This window comes from Mesorhizobium sp. LNHC209A00 (assembly GCF_000502915.1).
Classification (GTDB): Bacteria; Pseudomonadota; Alphaproteobacteria; order Rhizobiales; family Rhizobiaceae; genus Mesorhizobium.
Map to the genome: position 1 here is coordinate 1 of NZ_AYWT01000024.1, position 19020 is coordinate 19020.

The following is a 19020-nucleotide window of genomic DNA, read 5'->3' on the forward strand; positions in this document are numbered from 1 at the left end:
GTTCCAATCGTCCAGGTGGTCGCAGCACGGCGCCTGTTCGAGAACGGCATCATGGTTAGGGACGGCTCGGCCATGGAACGTCTGGCGACAATCGACACGGCGGTGTTCGACAAGACCGGTACGCTCACGCTTGGCCAGCCCACTCTGGTCAACGCGTCGTCTATTGATCCCGCCATGCTGGCAATCGCTGCCGATTTGGCCGCGCATTCGCGTCATCCATATTCAAAGGCCATTGCCGGCTTTGCCATCAGCAGCAGCCAGCACAAATTCGATGCGGTGACCGAGCACCCGGGGTTCGGGATCGAAGCTACAGCCGCCGGTAGCGCCTGGCGGCTGGGTAGACGCGGATGGGCTGGCTGGAAGGCTCGAACCCGCNATGCTGGCAATCGCTGCCGATTTGGCCGCGCATTCGCGTCATCCATATTCAAAGGCCATTGCCGGCTTTGCCATCGGCAGCAGCCAGCACAAATTCGATGCGGTGACCGAGCACCCGGGTTTCGGGATCGAAGCTACAGCCGCCGGTAGCGCCTGGCGGCTGGGTAGACGCGGATGGGCTGGCTGGAAGGCTCGAACCGGCGGCGAAGGCAAACATGGCTATGGCGGAACAGTGCTGACGAAAAACGGGATGATTGCCGCGTCCTTCGTTTTCAAGGATGCGCTGCGTGTCGACACCAGAACAGCCATCGACCAGCTGCACAACGCTGGTGTGCGCGTGGAGATGCTGTCGGGCGACACCGCGAAATCCTGCGCCGAGGTTGCGGACGTGTTGGGTGTCGATGACTTCGTTCCCTGCCTGCTCCCGTCGGGCAAGGTTGAATGCATCGAGAGCCTGGCGAGAGACGGGCACAAGGTACTGATGGTTGGCGACGGGCTCAACGATACGCCGGCGCTCAGCGCTGCGCATGTTTCGATCGCACCTGCCACGGCCGCCGACATTGGCCGCAATAGAGCCGACTTCGTTTTTCTGCGCGAAAGCATTATTGCGGTGCCGCTGGCGCTGGACGTGTCGCGCAAGGCGGGAAGTCTGATCCAACAGAACATAACAATTGCGGTCGTTTATAATGCCGTTGCGGTGCCGATCGCCATTCTGGGTCATGTTACGCCTCTTATCGCTGCGGTCGCGATGTCAGCCTCGTCATTGCNCCTGCCACGGCCGCCGACATTGGCCGCAATAGAGCCGACTTCGTTTTTCTGCGCGAAAGCCTTATGGCGGTGCCGCTGGCGCTGGACGTGTCGCGTAAGGCGGGAAGCCTGATCCAACAGAACATAACAATTGCGGTCGTTTATAATGCCATTGCGGTGCCGATCGCCATTCTGGGTCATGTTACGCCTCTTATCGCTGCGGTCGCGATGTCAGCCTCGTCATTGCTCGTGATTGGAAATGCCATGCGTCTGCAAGGCTTCGCAACGGGTGCGTCGTCCGCAATTGCGCGGCAAGACAGGCCTGCGCGGGCCGGCGCCTTGGCCAAATCGTCATGACGACGCTCGTCTACCTCATCCCCGTAGCGCTATTCCTTGGNTGCGCGGCAAGACAGGCCTGCGCGGGCCGGCGCCTTGGCCAAATCGTCATGACGACGCTCGTCTACCTCATCCCCGTAGCGCTATTCCTTGGNGCACTCGGCCTCTCCGGCTTCCTTTGGGCGTTGAGAAGCGGCCAGTACGAGGATCTCGATGGCGCGGCGGAGCGCATTCTCATCGACAGCGACGACGGCGCGGAGAATACCACTCGTTCCAAGTGCCCCAGATCAAAGCGCCGCGGGTCGGGATGCCCTATCGTCGTCCGAGCAAAAATCAGGAGGGTGAGGATGCAAGCCGAATCCATAATGACAAAGCCAGTCATCACAACGGATGCGAACGCGACGATCGCCGAAGCGGTCGAGCTCATGCTTTCCAATAAAGTCAGCTGCCTGCCGGTAACGAACAGCGACGGCACCCTGGTTGGCATTGTAAGCAAAAGCGACTTCTTGCGCCGAGAGGAACTCGGCACCCAGCGTGTGCGTCCGCGCTGGCTGGAGCTTGATCTTGGCCCGGGCACAACCGCCAATGACTATGTGCGCTCGAACGGACGGATCATCCATGAGGTGATGACCACACACGTCATCTCGGCGCCTCCCGGCGCCTCGATTGCAGATATTGTCGACCTGATGATGCAACACCGCATCAACAATGTCCCGATTGTCGATCGGGAAAGGGTCGTCGGCATCATCACGCGAACTGATTTGCTGCTTGTCNCGCATCAACAATGTCCCGATTGTCGATCGGGAAAGGGTCGTCGGCATCATCACGCGAACTGATTTGCTGCTTGTCCTGATCCGCGCCATGTCAAAACAGGGCACCACGCCACCCGATGACGACCTGATCCGCAAGGCTATCCTTGCCGAAGTGCAGCCACAAACCTGGAGCGGTGGTGACTTGATCGATGTGAGGGTCAGCAACGGCGTTGTCGAACTAAAGGGGACGATTGTCGACGAGCGTCAACGGAAGGCAGCGATCGTTGCGGCTGAGAAGGTTGCCGGCGTCGGGCAAGTCAAGGACGGCCTCCTCCTCAGTACGGATCCGTTCTCTGTGAGCGTTTCGTAGCTGCGAAAAAAGCGGGCACGCGGAGCAGAGTCCCTTTGGTTCTGCTCCCTTCCACATCACTTTACATGAGGCCTTCGGCGAGTTCCTCCGGCGTATAGCGCCGTCATGGTTGGCGAGCACGCTGTCGGCAGCAAGACGCCCGTCCTGACGGAAATGCGATGGCCGCTGCCTGTTTTGGTGGGGCTTGGACCGGGGCTTCCTGTGGACCTTGAAGAGCGGCCAATACGAAGATCTTGACGGCTCCGCCGAGCGGGTCCTTATCGATCGGGAAGATCCGCGAGGCTGAACCGGCTGGCGGCGCCAACGACTGTGCGGATGCTGGTCGTCAGTCGACCTAGTCTTCGCTGGCGATTGCCCGCGTCATGACGATACGGCGCGCGTGCGAAGAACGGATCAGCCAATATACGTTGCCGAACCTTTGGCCAGGAGGGGCACGCCGGTTGGGAAGCCGACCATTCAGAATGCCCAGACATGCAGACCTTTTCACGGCAATCGACCACTCGACCGTGAACCCGCCGCCGCCGGGTTTGTCGAGCCTGGTTGATCCAGATCAGCGTTATCTTTTCAACGGCGTGGTTTCATTGACCCGTCTCTGAACGGAGAACGCATGTCTATCGACGCTGGGGAGATGAGCGGCAAACCGTGGGTGATTGCGATGCTTCAAGAGCGCTTCGTATCGCAGATAGCCGCTATGGCGGCACGCTGATGGCCGGCTCTGTGGAAACATTCGACATCATTGTCGTCGGAGCTGGGCCGGTCGGGCTTGCCTTCGCAGCATCGCTCGCCCGGAACCAACTCAAGGTGGCAGTGGTTGAACGGCAGTCGCTCGACAGCCTGGCGAATCCGGCTTTCGACGGTCGCGAGATCGCGCTGACCCACGCATCAGTGAGAATCCTGCGCGAGCTCGGCGCCTGGGACGCCATCCCCGCATCGGACAAATCACCGCTTCATGGCGCGCGCGTGCTCAACGGATCGAGCCCTTTCGCCCTGTGCTTCGATGCTCTCAGCCGATCTGGGGAACCACTCGGATTTCTGGTCCCAAATTGTCAGATCCGCGATGCCCTGTTCAAAATTGTCTACTTCCAGGACCATGCCCGGCTGCTGTGCGGCAACTCGGTCGTCAATGCAACAAATAGCGAAGACGAGGCGGTCATAACGCTTTCTGATGGCAGGCAATTGGCCGCTCGGCTGCTCGTCGCAGCGGATTCGCGTTTGTCCGCGATGCGCGACCTGCTCGGCATTGGCGCAAACATCCATCCGCTTGGCCACTCCATGCTGATTTGCCGAGTGAGGCACGAGCGCTTCCATCACCAGATCGCGGTCGAATGGTTCGACCACCATCAGACCATCGCGATGTTGCCGCTCGTGGGAGGCGTGTCGTCGCTGCTTCTGACTTTGCGCTCAAGTGAGGCCGACAGACTGTTTGCTCTCGATGACGAATTGTTCCTCATGGAATTGATGAACCGGTGTCGAGGACGTCTCGGAGAGATGACCCTGGCAAGCACCCGCCATGCCTATCCGCTGGTCACGACCTGGGCGCACAAGTTCTCGGCTCCGAGTGCGGCACTGATCGGAGACGCTGCCATCGGCATGCACCCGGTGACCGCGCATGGCTTCAACATCGGCCTCAGCGGCCAGAAGCAACTCGCTCATAAAATACTGACAGCATGTCGCGCCCGCCGCGACATTGCCGATCCCGACATGCTCGGCAGATACGAAAGCCGGCTGCGGCTGTCGGCGGCGCCGCTCTATCATGCCACCAACATGCTTGTCGGTCTTTACTCAAGCGAGCACCCGGCGGCACGGCTTGCAAGACATGCTGGGCTCCGCTTTGCCCAACATCTTCCCTTTGTCCGCCATGGCATTTCGGCCATGCTCAGGCGGTGAATCGCACAGAGCGCTGCCGCTCTGGAACGCTGTCTCGGCGAGGCTTCCTTGTCTTGCTGGCGCGCGTCGTCGCGGGGCAAGGCTGTCTCCTGGTGACGTTGCCGATCATGGCATGATTCGGATCAAGGCACGCGCGCGGGCGAAGCCTTGATGATTCGGCAATGCTAAGCCAAAGGTGTGACCCGAAGCATGGTGAGCGCACTGGTTACCCTCGCTGGGTAGTTAACCCGTCCTTCAGTGGGCTTGCATAGGTTTGGTCCTCGCGAACAACGACGCAAGCAAGCTGGTCCATTCATGGCACCCCTAAAGGAAGAAGAATCGCTGGAGGCCAAAATCCGTCAGGATCAGCTTGCTGACCTGAGGGCCGGGCTCTTCGTGTCGATGCCGATAAGCGCGATCCTGTCAGGCCTGATTTGCGCGGTGCAGGCCCTTTCTGGCGGCGGCTTTGCCGCTGCAAGCTGGTTCCTGGTCGTCAATGCGCTAAATGCCGCCCGGCTTGCACTCGCCCGTTTTCAGCTAAAGGAAACGGAGCGCCATCAGGATTTGCTTGGCGTTTTGCCGCGCCTTCGCATGTTTGGCGTCCTTGCCCTTCTGGCAGGGTTTGCCTGGTCCTTCCCGGCCGTCCTGACTGTTGGATACACAACACCACAAGCACCGATGCATCTGGTCATACTGGCGGGCATTTCAGCTGGTGCGGTTACATATGGCAGTTCGTATGCCGCGGCGGCGACCAGCTTCATCACACCTCCACTCCTCATCACGGTGGCGTGCCTTTTGGCGAAAGGCAATTTTGAACGCTACATTCTGGCTTCCACCGTTCTGCTCTTCATGGGCGGCTTGGTCCGAGCTTCGTTTGTTGGGCAGGCGCGCTTCCGCGAAGCAAGCCGCCTGAGACATGAGGCAGAGCGATTTGCGTCGGAAATGGAGCGCAACTCCAAGGAGGACCATCTGACCGCCCTTCTCAACAGGCGGGGCCTCGAACACGCCATCGGTCGGTTCAAGACCGCGGATGGCCCCTTCGTGGCAATGCTGATTGATCTGGACGGCTTTAAATCTGTCAACGACACCTACGGTCACAGGACCGGTGATGAACTGCTTGTCATGATCGCCCGCCGCATAGAGCAGGAAGCACCCGAAGGCTCAACGCTCGCTCGTATCGGCGGCGATGAATTCGTGCTGGTTTTTCCCTCAACGAGAGCTTCGCTTTCTGCCAGTGATCTCGCCTCCAATATCATAGCCAAAATTGCTCGCCCCTATATCGAGGTCGCGTCCGTGCGGGTCGGGGCATCGATAGGGATATACTTGGCGCAGACGCCGAGCCTGACTGAAATGTTGTTGCGGGCGGATATCGCCCTGTATACGGCCAAGCGCCATGGCAGGAACGAATTTTGCCTGTTCGATGCCGAACTCGACAGGGAACTGCAACGTCGCCAGTCCATCGAACGGGATCTTCATTCGGCGATAAAGACGAGACAATTGCAACCTTGGTTCCAGCCGATCGTGAAACTCGAAACCGAGACCGTGGTCGGTTTTGAAGCCTTGCTGAGATGGTGCCATCCGACGCATGGTGCCATCTCTCCACCCGAAATAATCACAGCCGCACGCGAAACCGGAATGCTTCAGCTGCTGACGCAAACCGTATTCGCCGACTGTTGTGCTTTTATCGACGGCTTGGTGAAGGCTGACTGTCGTAACATTCGTGTGGCGATGAATGTTTCCCCTCGCGAACTGGAAGCCGGCGATATCGACGACATGGTTCTGCATGGTCTGGCGGCAAGAGGCCTGCCTGCGACGATGTTCGAAATCGAGATTACCGAAGAATCGCCGGTGGACCCGGACAGAGTGGATGAAAAGCTCGGACGGCTTTCACATGCCGGTATTTCCATCGCGCTCGATGACTTCGGCACCGGCTTTTCTACCTTGGCATCTCTCAAGGACCGTCGGATACGCAAGGTGAAAATAGACCAGGGCTTCATTCGCGGCTTGGCCAAGTCCCGAGAGGACCGACTGCTTGTCAAATCGGTCATCGAACTCGGTGAGATGCTCGGGATCGAGGTCATGGCGGAGGGCGTCGAAACAGAGGCGGATCGGCAAACCCTGCACAAGCTTGGCTGCCGAACCGCTCAAGGCTCCTCTTCTCCAAGGCTGTGCCTTTGATGCAAGCACTGGAAATGGCAGTCAAACAGCACGCGAACCAGTTGTGACCGCTCCCGCCGCGCCGGCTGTCGCGGCCGTGCGCTGCCGAATTTGGCTACAGAGACTTGCCTGCTCGAGACACGTGGCAGTGGGCGCTGTGCATCAGCCGGCGAACAGTTCCTTGTAGCCGGTCGTCACCATCCAGTTCGCGCGGTCGATATGGCTGCGAAGAGCTTTGCGGGCGCGGACCGGGTCAATGGACGGGTCGATGCCGAGAATGCGCTCGGCCATCTCCTTTTCGCTGGCATTATCGGCACAGGCATCCAGGATCCGCAGGTAGATCGTGAAATGCTCCCTGTCGTAGCTCGTGAGGTTCTCCGACCAGGGGACTTCTTCGCTCAAAGTTGAGCTTCGAGTCTCATCTGTTCCCATTGGTCCATTCATGCCTGCGAACCTCCCTGTGAGCGCACGCAGTATATCCCAAAATGGGATAATCCGAAACCGGGATTAGTCGCTGATCCGGTCTTTACCCGACCGGTTCGCCTCCATGCCCAAATCCCTTCGATCGCCCCGCCACCAGCGGTTTCTGGCCCAGCTGGTTTCGCTGCGCAAGGCCAAAGGCCTGACCCAGGAGCAGCTGGCTGACAAGCTTGGTCGTCCCCAATCCTTCGTGGCCAAGTACGAGGGCGCAGAGCGGCGTCTCGACGTCATCGAGTTTCTCGACATAACTGCGGCCATTGACGCTGATCCGTGCGAGATTCTGTCCAGCCTCCGGTCCTAGCGGGCGCGCCGCATCTATCATGATCCGGACAGGAATATTGTCTAGGACAATGCCTCAATTTGTTGAAAGGCGAGCGCTGGTTTTCGGAGGAAGCCGCGCGCACGGCGGCGGTGCCTGTGGGTTCTCGACGTAACTCGCCGCCTGACCATGTGCGAAAAAACTTGGCTGCGCCCGCGCGCCTGACGACGCGCACCAGGTGCTCGTGAACCGAGCCCGCTTTTCTTCGGCAAGCTCAGGCGGTCTCGGCCATTCGGCTTCGCCCCTTGGCGTGGGCAGCCCTTCGGGCTGTGACGGCCGCCGCCCTTGCGGGCGGCGCGGTTTGTCTGTTGGCCTTTCCCGGCGGCGCGGGGTGGGCGGCACTCCCTTCTAGACCCGCCGCGGCAGCCCGCAACCCTTCGCGTGCCGGTCAGGGTCCTCCTCTTCGTTCCGGTCCTTCGGATGCGGTCCGCCTACCACGGCGGGCCTTCCGGTCGCGACTCGCCGCCCACCCCGCTTCCGGGGAAAGGCGCGGCGATTGGTGAGCGGAGGATGAAACGATGCATGCAAACAGCAAGCGTACCACCAGCGGAGAGGCTGGCGCAGGCAAGGGCAGGCGCCCGGGCGCCAGCCTCTATCAGGAGATCACAGACCGCATCATTGCCGAGCTGGAGCGCGGTACCGTGCCATGGGTCAAGCCATGGGGCAGCGCAAAAGCAGGCCTTGGCCTGCCGAGGAATGCGTCCACGGGGCGCAGCTATTCCGGCATCAATATCCTCATCCTGTGGGGCGCCGTCATCGAGCGCGGCTATCCCAGCCAGAATTGGCTGACCTTCCGGCAGGCGCTTGCCCTGGGCGGCAATGTCAGGAAAGGCGAGCGCGGCACGACCATCGTGCATGCCGACCGCTTTGTCCCCAAGGACGAGAAGGAGCGCGCACGCCACGAGGGCGATGCACCACAGGCCGTGCCTTTTCTGAAGCGCTTCACCGTCTTCAATGTCGCGCAGTGCGACAGTCTTCCGGAACCCCTCCATGCCCCCGCCGAGCCGCTGCCTCAGTGCGAGATCGTGCCGCAGGCCGAAACCATGATTCGCGCCAGCGGTGCGGATTTCAGGGTCGGCGGCGATCGCGCTTTCTACATGCCGGGCAGCGACCACATTCAGGTGCCGCCGCAGCCAGCGTTCCATCAGCAGATCGACTATTACCGGACCTGCTTTCACGAGCTTGGCCACTGGACCGGCCACCCGACGCGGCTTGCTCGCGACCTCTCCGGCTCGTTCGGCTCCAAGGCTTACGCGCGTGAAGAATTGGTCGCCGAAATCACTGCCGCCTTCGTCTGCAGCAATCTCGGCATCGAGCCGACCGTGCGTCACGCCGATTACATCGGCTCATGGCTGAAGGTGCTGCGCGAGGACAACCGCGCTATATTCCGTGCCGCCAGCCTCGCTTCGAAGGCCGCCGATTTCCTGCTTGGCCTTCAGGCCGATGCCGAAGGCGAGGCGCAAGAAGGGATTGCGGCATGACGATGCACCATGCTCAACTGGCCGACGCCGCAAAGCGAGCAGATGCCCATTTCTGACGGCGCCGGAACTCACCGGCCCGATGCTGAACTATGCCGATCTGCATCGCCAAGGTGCGCCCCGAGCCGCAGCGCGCAGCCAACGAGACAGTGACTGCCAGCCTTGCCGGCTGCAAGGCTGACGCCGCATTCGGCAATATGCGGCACAAGCTGTTGGCCTGCCCGGTGGTGGCCAGCGGCAATCGCGACCCCTTGCTGCCGCCGGCATGTTCGCGCGCAAGGTGGGCGCTTGGCGACGACAATATCGTGCGCGTCGTCGGCATATGGCGGCAACCGGACAATGGCGTTTCGATCGCTTGCGCGACAAGGAAATCGCCGATTCGATGCTCGCCGAAATCGGCGGCAAGCATGGCGCGGACAGCAGTTTCGCCTGGAAGGTCCGCGGCTTCCTGATGGCGAGAATGGCCGCCGCCTCAAGTTGAGGCCTGGCTGCACGCTGGATCAAATTCCCGGCCGCAAGCTGCCCAGCCGCGAGGCCTTCCTATTCGCCGATCTGTGCGCAAGGAAGCAGTCGCTGTTCGTGGCGAATAGTCGATCAGGGCCCGAGCGGCGTTTTCTCGAGTACTGCCGCTAAGGAGGCGCGCGCCGCTCCGGGCCGCGCCGGCTCCGATTGATCGTCTTGCCGAGCCAGTGCCGCGTGCGATAAATTCCAACGTCAATTCGCCCCCATTTGGGCAGCCCCGCACCGCCCCGGATTGCTTGCTGAGGCGCCAGGCGCGTGGGTCCAATTGCCAATCCGATTGCCGAGAGAGCCCGCGCCGCCGGCCCCCCGCATATTGCCGCCTGCTCGTTGTGCCCCCGATCGCGCAACCTGTCTCCATTGTGTCTCAGGGACCATTCCCCTGCGCCTGGCTTGACGACCTATGGGCGGATCCGGCCCGCTCGAAACCCTCGCCGGCAGCTTTTTTCCCCGCCGCCTGCGGCGGCTTCCTCGCGCCGCTTCGCTTCAAAAAAACTCCCCGCTCGGGTCCTCCGCTATCGCTGCGGCCGTGCCGGTTCCGGCGGTCCGGACGCGCCCATCACGGTCCGCCATCGCAGGGGAATGGTCCCCTGCGAGCACCAAGAGGAGACTGAAAATGACCGCAATCGGATACGTCACCAAACAGGAAAACGGCGGCTACAAGGGCCAGCTCAAGACGCTCAGCGTCCGCGCCGACATCGACATCGTGCCCAATCAGGCAAAGAGCGCCGACACCCATCCCGACTTCCGGGTGCTGACGCAAGGGGTCGAAGTGGGTGCGGCCTGGATCCGCACCGGCGAGACCTCCGGCAAGGACTATGTGAGCCTGTCGATTGCGGCCCCCGAGTTTGGCCCGCGAAAGCTCTACGCCAATCTGGGCCGCGCCGCCGGCCAGGATGACGACGACACTTACGCCATCATCTGGAACCCGGTCGACTGACCGGCCGACCCGCAAAGCCCTGCGCCGCCAACCGGCGCAGGGCCTCTCTCAGGACCCGTGAGGCCGCCGAAGGGGCGGCGAAAACTCGCCCCCCACTCTTCGCCCGTCCCCAAAACGATCTCGCTCGCCGATCCTCGCCTCGCTTGCCCGTAACGAACCGAGGATCATCATGGACGACGAAAACGAACGCGCAGCCCGCGCCAAGAAGGGCAGTCCGTTTCTCAACACCGCGCAGGCGGCCTTCTATATCGGGCTGTCCCAGCGCACGCTGGAGAAGATGCGCCTCAAAGGCGGTGGCCCACAATTCCGCAAGCACGGCCGCTATGTCCGCTATCACATCGCCGAACTCGACGACTGGTCGAAAGGGCACGCGCAGGAGACCGCGCCCGAGGATGGCGGGCACGAATCCGGCTCGGCCGGTGAGGGAGGCCGCTCATGAGCCGGCGTCCCACCATCCGTCTGATCGGCAGCCATCTGCGGCGCATTCGAGCCCGCAAGACGATCGTCGTTGTCACAATCGGCCTTGGCCTGATCGGCTTCGCCGCCTTCGGCAAACCATCGCCCTGGCTGGTCTGGAACGCCTCGGCGAGTGCGCCGGTCGGCCTCTATCGCGTCGCATCCAGATCGCCCGCTCGTCGTGATCTCGTACTCGTCCGCCCACCAAGACCGGTCGCCGATCTCGCCGCCGAACGCTTCTATCTGCCCAGCAACGTGCCGCTGGTCAAGCGCCTTGCGGCGCTGCCCGGCGAGCATGTCTGCACCTTCGGCGACGCCATCATCATCGGCGGCGAGATAGCCGCGCGCCGGCTTGCAACCGACACGCAGCACCGTCCGCTGCCTTGGTGGAATGCATGCCGAAAACTCGCCGCCGACGAGGTTTTCCTGCTCGGCAGCGATAAAGATCGCTCGTTCGACAGCCGCTATTTCGGGCCGGTGCCGACCGAAAATATCATCGGGAGGCTCGTGCCGCTATGGACCGAGTGACCCTCCTTATGCTGAGCATGGCGTGTCTCGCACCATGCTCCTGTTCCGCCGCGACCAACACGAAGCCGGTCGTCATCTCCCATAGTCCGCAGCTTGCAAGATGGCAGCCCTTCGTAGCCGAAGCAAGCCGGCGTTTCAGCATTCCACAGACCTGGATTTATGCCGTCATGGATGCCGAAAGCCGGGGGCAGACGACGCTCAATGGGCGGCCGGTCACGTCGAGCGCCGGCGCCATTGGCCTCATGCAGGTGATGCCAGCCACCTACGAGGAGTTGCGCGCAGAGCTTGGCCTGGGAGCCGTCCCACACCACCCTCGCGACAACATTCTGGCAGGCACTGCCTATCTGCGCTCCATGTATGACCGCTTCGGATTTCCAGGCCTGTTTGCAGCCTATAACGCCGGGCCGGAGCGCTACGAGCAGCATTTGCAGCGCGGGCGACCGCTGCCCAGCGAGACGGTTTCGTATCTGGAAGAGATCAAGGCGGCGGGCATTTCGGCCGCCGATATGGACGCGTTCACCGGCAAATCCCGTTCCAAAAGCGCGCCGGGAATCCCGTCCGGGCAGTCGCTGTTTTTTCTCCGAAACGGTGTTTCCGTGACCGGCCCGAATGGCCAACTCCTGGTGCCGCTCGGATCGGAGCGAGCAAGGTCAGGCCGGCCGGATCCCAGGTGACGGCAGCAGCTACCGTGGTTCGGGCGGGGGCCAGGGGCAGGTCCGCGGAAGGCCAGGGGCAGGTCCGCGGAAGGCAAGATAAAGGCAGCGCCTCCTGGAGGCGGCGAAGTGTTTGTCTGCACATCGTTTTCCCAGGAGGTTGCCTGCGGGTCCAGGAGGGTCTGGTGGGCAAGCTTCTGATTTTGCTGCTGGTTCATCGGAGGCCGCATGCAGGATGACGAATTCACGCCGAAGCTCGGCAAAATTGGCTGGCGCGGCTCGAAGGCGGGCAAACGCTACGCTGGCCAGGTGCAGGCCGCGGTCAACCGAGCAGGCGGCAGGAGCGGACGCGGCAGCCGCTTCATCGGAAGCCGGGTGGGGCGCGGCGGGGCTGCTGCCGCCGTTCTTAGAGCGCGCGACCGCCACGCGGCGTTTCGGCAGCGGCGCGCAGTCGTCAAGGCACGCATCGTCAAGCTGGCCGGCAAGGGAGTCGACGGGGCTCGTGCGCACCTCCGCTACCTCCAGCGCGACGGCGTCACCCGAGAAGGCGAGCGTGGCGAGCTCTACGCTGCCGACAATGACCACGCGGACGGCAGGGCCTTTCTCGATCGCGCGAACGGTGACCGTCATCAGTTCCGCTTCATCGTCGCCCCTGAAGACGGTATCGAGTATGATGACCTGAAGCCGCTCACCCGGCGCCTCATGGCGCAAATGGAAGAAGACCTCGGCACCAGGCTAGACTGGGTGGCCGTCGACCATTTCAACACCGGCCATCCTCACACCCATATCATCGTGCGCGGCAGGGACAATCACGGCGAAAACCTCGTCATAGCGCGTGACTACATCTCCTCTGGCTTGCGCGAGCGCGCAGCCGAACTGGTTAGCCTCGACCTTGGCCCGCGCACCGACCGCGAGATCGAGCAGCGCTTGCGCCAGGAGATGGATCAGGAACGCTTCACCAGCATCGACCGGCAGCTGATGCGCATGCGCGACGATGAGGGGTGTGTCTCACTGGCCAGCCGACACACCTTTCGCCAGACGCTGCACCAGGGCCGCCTGCGCAAGCTCGAGCGGATGGGCCTCGGCGGGGAGATGCCTGCCGGTCGCTGGCGCTTGGAGGATGAGCTCGAAGCCACGCTACGCCGCATTGGCGCGCGCGGCGACATCGTCAAGACCATCCATCGCGAGCTGACCGGCAAGGGGCTCGTCCGCAGTGCCGCCGACCATCTTATCCACGATCGATCCGACGGGTCGGCTCAAACCGTGGTCGGACGTGTCGTCGGGCGCGGGCTGGCCGACGAAATCACTGACCGCCATTACCTCGTCGTCGACGGCGTGGACGGCAAAAGCCACTATTTTGATATCGGCAAAGGCGAGGCCACCCAACCGACACCAGAGGGCTGCATAGTGCGGGTCAGGCCGAGGGACACCGGGCCAAGAAAAGTCGACCGCACAATTGCCGGCATCGCCACGGTCAACGACGGGCGCTACAGCATCGATATCCATCTCAAGCATGACCCCTCGGCCACCGAACGCTTTGCCGAAACGCACGTGCGGCGACTGGAGGCGATCCGCCGTGCGACCGGTGGCGTCGAGCGCGAGCCGGACGGCACATGGACAGTCGCGCCCGACCATCTCAACCGCGTCGCGGATTACGAGCGTCAGCGAGCGAGGGCCCAGCCTGTTGTCGTCGACAAGCTCTCATCAATGCCGCTGGAGAGCCAAGTAGGCTTCGACGGCGCCACCTGGATCGACCAGGAGCTGGTATCAGCCCACCCTGAGTCCTTGCGCGACTCTGGCTTCGGTCGCGAAGTACGTCAGGTCCAGGCCCGCCGACAGCAGTGGCTGATCGCGCAAGGTCTTGCCCATGATGCGCAGGATCGGGTCATCTATCGTGCCAACATGCTTTCGATGCTGCGCCAACGAGAGCTGAACCGTGTTGCCAGTCAGCTCTCGGACGAACTCGGGCTCTCGTATTCTGAAGCGCGGCATGGCAGTCGAATAGACGGTACGCTGCGCTGCTGCGTCGAGCTCGCCGGCGGAAAATACGGTGTCATCGAGAAATCGCGCGAGTTCACGCTGGTGCCTTGGCGGCCGGTGCTTGAGCATCATATCGGCAAGGAGGTGTCTGGCGTGGTGCGCGCCGAGGAGATTTCCTGGACGATCGGACGCCAGAGGAGCGGGCCCGGGGTTTCGTGAACTGGCTATGCTTTATTTGTCCGCGTTGAAACACATACTCAGCCCAGACGGAGTTCCTCCGCCTGCTGCTTGCTCGCAGCATTCATTTGGCGGAGAGTCAGTGTTCCGCATTTTGTAGTTCGCTCTGTCAAAAAGCGCTGGGAATATGCATCATGTTCTGCGTTGACACGGAAGGCGCGCCGACAGGTGCTGCGGATCGGCTGCCGATGGCTGCCAGCTAGAAAGGTGGGCTGACTCGTGACAGCGCAAGGGGCTCTGGCGGCCGCGGTACGGCGACGCGAGCTCTGGCATCGAGGATGAAGCGCACTTCCCGATCTTATTCTACTCGCAGGACCGGCAGACGCGGCGGTGGCCCGTGCGAGCAACCATGCTGTTGGCCCTGGCGTGAACTGGCAGTCCGTCCCGGGAGGACTTTGTAACGGAGAAAACTAGGCGGAAAGAGGCGCGCGGCCCGTCTCCCCAGCAACCCGCCTTGCGGATCCTCCTCTGCCCGCTTCGCAGACAAGGATACCCTCCGCCCCTTGCTATTCGTTGCCCGCCGCTATGCAAAGGACAGGCGACCTGAATCCGTGCTCAGCCGATCTGGCGGCAGAGAGGGGGGTGTCGGGCTGAACATGGGACCCGTGATGGACATAATTGCCACGCGAATCCTCATGCTCGCCTAACCGGCCGGAACGATTTGCAATCCGGGCAGGCTCAACAAATTAAGGAGTAGCTCGTTCCGTGTCCAAGCCCAGACAAGTCTTGGTTTTCTCACGGGCGCGATACAAAAGGCACAGGCTGGACTTGGCTGCCGGGGGCGGGGCTTGTCGAGCGCTCGATTGAAAGTGAGATGCGAGGCGGAGAATCACCCATGTGCAGAGCGGCAAGGCGCTCGCCTATGTCCCTGTCATTCACCATTAGTCGATGGTTTAGACGAAGATAGTCCGTCCATGTCGGCGTGCGGAATGTCTCGGTCCAAAGCGTCGACTTCTGAAGGTCTCGCTGGAGGGTCCAGTCCCGCGCACCGGCGCGGCTCTGAACGCGCCGCCTTTCGCGCATGCAGCTCAGAAATTCATCGATACTCTCCTCGAGTATCGAGTACTCCACCTTGATCACGATCGGACCGCTCCTGGGCTTCAAAGGGAGGGCCAGTTCTGGTGGCCTGAAGTCGACGGCCGCTTGATCCGATTCCTCCCATAGCCGCACCGGCAATAGCTTTCCCACAGCCGCGACCAGCAACAGTGCCGCTGCAGCACCTTCCAAAGCCCACGTCAGCGAATAGTACTGCGCGACAGCACCCCAGATCCAGCTACCCGCTGCCATGCCGCCGTAGGTCAGGGCGTAATAAATGGACAGGGTGCGACCAACGACCCACCTTGGGCTTGCCAACTGCACACACACGTCGGTTCCGGTCCAGGTGACAACCCAGCCAGCGCCACCGATTGCAAGCGCGATCGCCGCCACAGCCACCGACGATGTGAGGGCCATCAAAAGGCAGCACGTTGCGCAAGCAACGGATGCGAGCGTGATCAATCGGTTCTGGGACGTGATGCGTCTCAAGTAGCTGCTGCCAATGCCGGCGATGAAGGCGCCTGTGCCGAAGCCGGCCAATAGCACGCCGTACACAATTGGCCCTCCCGCCAGTTGGTCGCGAACCAGGAGGGGGAGCAAAGCAAGGATCGAGATGCTTGATAGCCCGAACAGGGTTGCACGCACGATCGCCACTCTGATCTCTGAGGATATCGCCGTGAATCGCATGCCATCATGAATGGCCGTAGTCATCCGCTCGCGCGGAAGAGGCGAAGAGCGAACTTGCCACTGTGAGCGCAAAACAGCGCTCAACGGGACCAGGTCACTTAGCGCGGCGAGGGCGAAAGCCGTAAGGGGGCCCAGCAAAGCTAAGATTACACCGCCCAGCGCCGGTCCTATGCTCCGAACCACGTTGTACCCCACCGACATCAGCGTCACTGCAGCGGGTATGTCGCGCTTTTCCAGGATATCGCCGACCGAGGCGTGCCAGGCTGGATCGTTCAAGGCAAAGCCGCATCCGGCCAAGAAACTCAGTCCCAGGATCAGCCATGGACTAGCAAAGCCCAGTCCCACAGAGAGTGCCAGCGCCGTGGATGCCAGTGCGATCAGGCAGTGTCCGGCAAGCATCACGCCGCGGCGGCTGAAGCTGTCTGCAATGGCTCCAGCAAGGATCGACAAGAAGAACGCGGGCAGTGTCGATGCAGCCTGTACGAGCGCAACCATCAGATCGGAGGCTGAAATCGTGGCCATGAGCCAGCTTATAGCCACGCTCTGCACCAGCCAGCCAAGGCTGGATATCTGCGTGGCTGTCCAGATAGAACGAAAGACCGGGTTGTGAAGAGGGATCAGTGTGTTTGCCGCAAAGCGCGGAGGATCTTGACGCCGCATCACTTCTTCACCTCCACTGGGAGTCGTTCTTCCGCTCATTTGATTACAGCGGTGCGCTCTCTGCACTGACTGCGTCACAACGAAGTTCCGAGATCGCGCTCGCAACAAGGACAATGTCGCATCCACGGTGCTGATGCGCGTTGAGGTACCAACCTGGCCGTTAGCTGATGGGTCCCGCAGCCCGCTTGGTGCGGTCAGTTCTGCCCTGCGACTCTTGGCTTTGGACGGTGCTAGCGCCCCGATGGCCGGGCTTGTCAAACTGCCGTAGTGCCAGCACATCCATCCCATCTGTTGACCGCGATCTCCGACGAGGTCGAGCAGCAGGAGGTCAACGGCAAATCTGGGTATTTCCGCTTCCGGTCGAGCGCGTGGCCATCGTCCAGAAACCCGAAGACGTTCATCACCCATGCGACCACGCGCCCGAGACGATGCGACACGGCGGTAGCGGTTCACCAGAGGACGTGCGTTCTACTCAGCAGGAACATTGTTCTGCCGATCGTCGGCTGCGCCAGCCGCCACATAAAGCGGCGCCAGAGTTCTTGCACCCGTCATTGGACTCCCGCTTTGCAGGTTTCGCCTAGGGCCTGCATCAGGTCATCGATGATGTCCTGAGGATGTTCAAGCCCTACAGAAATTCGCAGCAATCCGCCTGGCGCTTTGGACTTCGCACCTTCAACGGATGCGCGATGCTCTATCAGAGAATGCGTCCCGCCAAGGCTTGTCGCCCGGACAACAATCTTCAGGCGGCCGGCCACGGCCATTGCAGCATCGGCTCCGCCCTCGACGATAAAGGATAGCATCGCTCCGTAATGGCTCATTTGCCGCGTAGCAAGATCGTGTCCCGGGTCAGTTTGCAGACCAGGAAAGAGCACTTTTTCGACGCGCGGATGAGACGCCAGGGCCTCGGCCACTTTCTGGGCGCCTTCGCAATGGGCGCGCATGCGGACCGGCAATGTCTGCAGGCCCCGCAACGCCAGCCAACAGTCGAAGGGCGCTGCGACGCTGCCCTTGTGTTTCTGGACCATCCGCAATGGGCGACCGAGGGGTGACGCGTTTGGGACAATGACGACACCGGCCATCAAATCCGAGTGGCCGCCAATGTACTTTGTCGCCGAGTGCATCACTGCGTCTGCCCCGATTTCGAGTGGCAGTTGAAGCACTGGGGTGGCCCACGTATTGTCCACCACCGCCAAGGCGTTTGCCTCGTGCGCGATTGCGCAGATGGCCGCAATGTCGACAACGCGGATCATCGGGTTTGACGGCGTCTCGATCCAGACGAGGCCAGTCCGCTTCGATGTCACCGCGGCGCGCAAAGCGTCCAAATCGCGCATGTCGACTGGGGCAAAGTCGAAGCGAGACCCAATGTCGGTCTCTTCGATCAGCGAACGAATGCCGAAATACATGTCATCCGGCAGAACGATCCGACCCGCCGACGGATGGCTCTCGAAAACTGCAGCGATTGCGGCCATGCCCGAAGCGAAGGCGATGCCGTCTTCCCCTCCCTCAAGCGTCGCCATGGCCGCCTCGAACGCATTGCGTGTAGGATTTCCATCCCTTGTGTATTCGAAGCCGGACGGAAATGACCCGTTGACACCGCGTTCGAACGTCGTGCTGGTGTGCAGCGGCATGGATACGGCCCCCGTGGACGCGTCGACCCCTCGGCCGCAGTGGATCGCCTTCGTCTCAAAACGCATCGGTTATTTCCTTCCTAACGGGCAGTTGCAATTTCGCCCCGGTCATTATACTGACCGCAATAGGTGAGCCGAGGTCCTAAGTCAATATAATGACCGATGTTACGACAGCCTTTGATGCCGAGCAGGTCCTTGGGCAAGCGATAGCGGCCCGGATCCGAGACTTGAGGCGTGACCAAAACCTGACCCTGGATCGACTGGCTAAACTAAGCGGCCTGTCCAAGGGAACCGTGGTCGCGCTGGAGCAGGGTAGGGCGAACCCCAGTATCGGCATACTGTGTCGGCTGGCGGCGGCGTTTTCGCTCTCGGTGGCCGATTTGTTGAACGAGCACCCTTCCACGGTGTGCCTTCCCATCGAGCGGACAGAGACCAGGAGGCTTTGGACGAGCGCCAAGGGAAGCTCTGCACAACTGCATTCGTCGACCTCGGGACGCACGATGTTCGAATTGTGGAGCTGGGTCATTATGCCGGGCGACGTGTTTTCCGCGGATGCTCATAGTCCGGATACGCGCGAGTTGATCTCGGTCAGTCAGGGTGCCCTGAGCGTTGTGGTAGGTACCCATGTGGTCATTTTAAGCGAAGGCGAGAGTGCGCGGCTTGTCACTGACCAACCGCACTCATACGCGGCGGCATCTGATGTGCCCGCCCATTTCTCGATGGCGGTTCTTGAGCGTGGTGGACACCGAGATCCGGGGCACTCGTCGACGGCAGCGAAGATTCAGGAGCCCGTTCCGTAAGGCTCCGCCGATTACTA

Annotated in this window: 17 protein-coding genes and 3 pseudogenes; 16 read left to right on the forward strand and 4 right to left on the reverse strand. The window is 61.7% G+C overall.

The features are described 5' to 3' along the window. Positions 1-207, reverse strand: a 207-nt coding sequence (locus X739_RS1000000170175; protein ID WP_210164771.1) for a hypothetical protein, incomplete at its 3' end; no start/stop codon positions are given. Between the two features lie 148 nt (positions 208-355). Between X739_RS1000000170175 and X739_RS138775 the strand changes: the two are divergent. The 7 genes and pseudogenes from X739_RS138775 to X739_RS02260 all read left to right on the forward strand — a co-directional run. Continuing rightward, positions 356-1126: pseudogene (locus tag X739_RS138775) on the forward strand (HAD-IC family P-type ATPase); the annotation flags it as partial. Between the two features lie 11 nt (positions 1127-1137). Beyond that, positions 1138-1479, forward strand: a pseudogene (locus X739_RS1000000170910) (nitrogen fixation protein FixI); the annotation flags it as partial. Between the two features lie 89 nt (positions 1480-1568). Next, positions 1569-2294: a cbb3-type cytochrome oxidase assembly protein CcoS gene (gene ccoS, locus X739_RS1000000170915; protein WP_280940071.1), complete on the forward strand. Its 726-nt coding sequence runs from the start codon at positions 1569-1571 to the stop codon at positions 2292-2294. A gap of 1 nt (position 2295) precedes the next feature. Then, a complete protein-coding gene (locus X739_RS1000000170920; protein ID WP_023796243.1) occupies positions 2296-2580 on the forward strand; it encodes a BON domain-containing protein in 285 nt (94 codons plus the stop codon). 153 nt (positions 2581-2733) lie between these two features. Further along, positions 2734-2866, forward strand: a pseudogene (gene ccoS, locus X739_RS1000000168760) (cbb3-type cytochrome oxidase assembly protein CcoS). 419 nt (positions 2867-3285) lie between these two features. Beyond that, positions 3286-4467, forward strand: a complete 1182-nt coding sequence (gene ubiM / locus X739_RS138765) for a 5-demethoxyubiquinol-8 5-hydroxylase UbiM (RefSeq protein WP_023796244.1) — start codon at positions 3286-3288, stop codon at positions 4465-4467. 294 nt (positions 4468-4761) lie between these two features. Continuing rightward, positions 4762-6624, forward strand: coding sequence for an EAL domain-containing protein (locus tag X739_RS02260; RefSeq protein WP_023796245.1), 1863 nt, complete (start codon positions 4762-4764; stop codon positions 6622-6624). A gap of 141 nt (positions 6625-6765) precedes the next feature. On the opposite strand, the gene X739_RS138760 is transcribed toward X739_RS02260, so the two are convergent. Then, positions 6766-7047 (reverse strand): DUF2285 domain-containing protein, encoded by a 282-nt coding sequence (locus tag X739_RS138760; RefSeq protein ID WP_084056563.1) that lies wholly within the window; start codon positions 7045-7047, stop codon positions 6766-6768. Positions 7048-7150: 103 nt separating this feature from the next. On the opposite strand from X739_RS138760, the gene X739_RS0135885 reads away from it, so the two are divergent. From X739_RS0135885 to rlxS, 8 genes are all read left to right on the forward strand, one after another. Continuing rightward, positions 7151-7384 carry a helix-turn-helix transcriptional regulator gene (locus X739_RS0135885; protein WP_023735803.1) on the forward strand — a complete coding sequence of 78 codons (234 nt, stop codon included), beginning with the start codon at positions 7151-7153 and terminating at the stop codon, positions 7382-7384. A 536-nt stretch (positions 7385-7920) separates the two neighbouring features. Continuing rightward, a complete protein-coding gene (locus X739_RS138755; RefSeq protein WP_023796248.1) occupies positions 7921-8883 on the forward strand; it encodes a zincin-like metallopeptidase domain-containing protein in 963 nt (320 codons plus the stop codon). Positions 8884-9145: 262 nt separating this feature from the next. Beyond that, positions 9146-9361: a hypothetical protein gene (locus X739_RS1000000169680; protein ID WP_156940021.1), complete on the forward strand. Its 216-nt coding sequence runs from the start codon at positions 9146-9148 to the stop codon at positions 9359-9361. Positions 9362-10015: 654 nt separating this feature from the next. Next, positions 10016-10339 carry a DUF736 domain-containing protein gene (locus X739_RS138745; RefSeq protein ID WP_023762782.1) on the forward strand — a complete coding sequence of 108 codons (324 nt, stop codon included), beginning with the start codon at positions 10016-10018 and terminating at the stop codon, positions 10337-10339. Positions 10340-10508: 169 nt separating this feature from the next. After that, a complete protein-coding gene (locus X739_RS138740) occupies positions 10509-10778 on the forward strand; it encodes a helix-turn-helix domain-containing protein (protein WP_023796251.1) in 270 nt (89 codons plus the stop codon). Next, a complete protein-coding gene (locus X739_RS138735; RefSeq protein ID WP_023796252.1) occupies positions 10775-11323 on the forward strand; it encodes a S26 family signal peptidase in 549 nt (182 codons plus the stop codon). Before X739_RS138740 ends, X739_RS138735 begins: the two co-directional genes overlap by 4 nt. Beyond that, a complete protein-coding gene (locus tag X739_RS138730) occupies positions 11311-11997 on the forward strand; it encodes a lytic transglycosylase domain-containing protein (protein WP_031252533.1) in 687 nt (228 codons plus the stop codon). The genes X739_RS138735 and X739_RS138730 overlap by 13 nt, the downstream gene beginning before the upstream one ends. A gap of 207 nt (positions 11998-12204) precedes the next feature. Continuing rightward, positions 12205-14175: a relaxase/mobilization nuclease RlxS gene (rlxS, locus tag X739_RS138725; RefSeq protein WP_023796254.1), complete on the forward strand. Its 1971-nt coding sequence runs from the start codon at positions 12205-12207 to the stop codon at positions 14173-14175. Between the two features lie 753 nt (positions 14176-14928). Here the strand turns inward: rlxS and X739_RS138720 are convergent. Next, positions 14929-16575 (reverse strand): MFS transporter, encoded by a 1647-nt coding sequence (locus tag X739_RS138720; protein ID WP_023796255.1) that lies wholly within the window; start codon positions 16573-16575, stop codon positions 14929-14931. A gap of 548 nt (positions 16576-17123) precedes the next feature. Continuing rightward, entirely contained in the window at positions 17124-18269 is a 1146-nt protein-coding gene (locus X739_RS138715; protein ID WP_023740430.1) for a PLP-dependent aspartate aminotransferase family protein, read from the reverse strand. Positions 18270-18358: 89 nt separating this feature from the next. On the opposite strand from X739_RS138715, the gene X739_RS138710 reads away from it, so the two are divergent. Then, entirely contained in the window at positions 18359-19003 is a 645-nt protein-coding gene (locus tag X739_RS138710) for an XRE family transcriptional regulator (RefSeq protein WP_023776436.1), read from the forward strand. Positions 19004-19020: the final 17 nt, after the last annotated feature.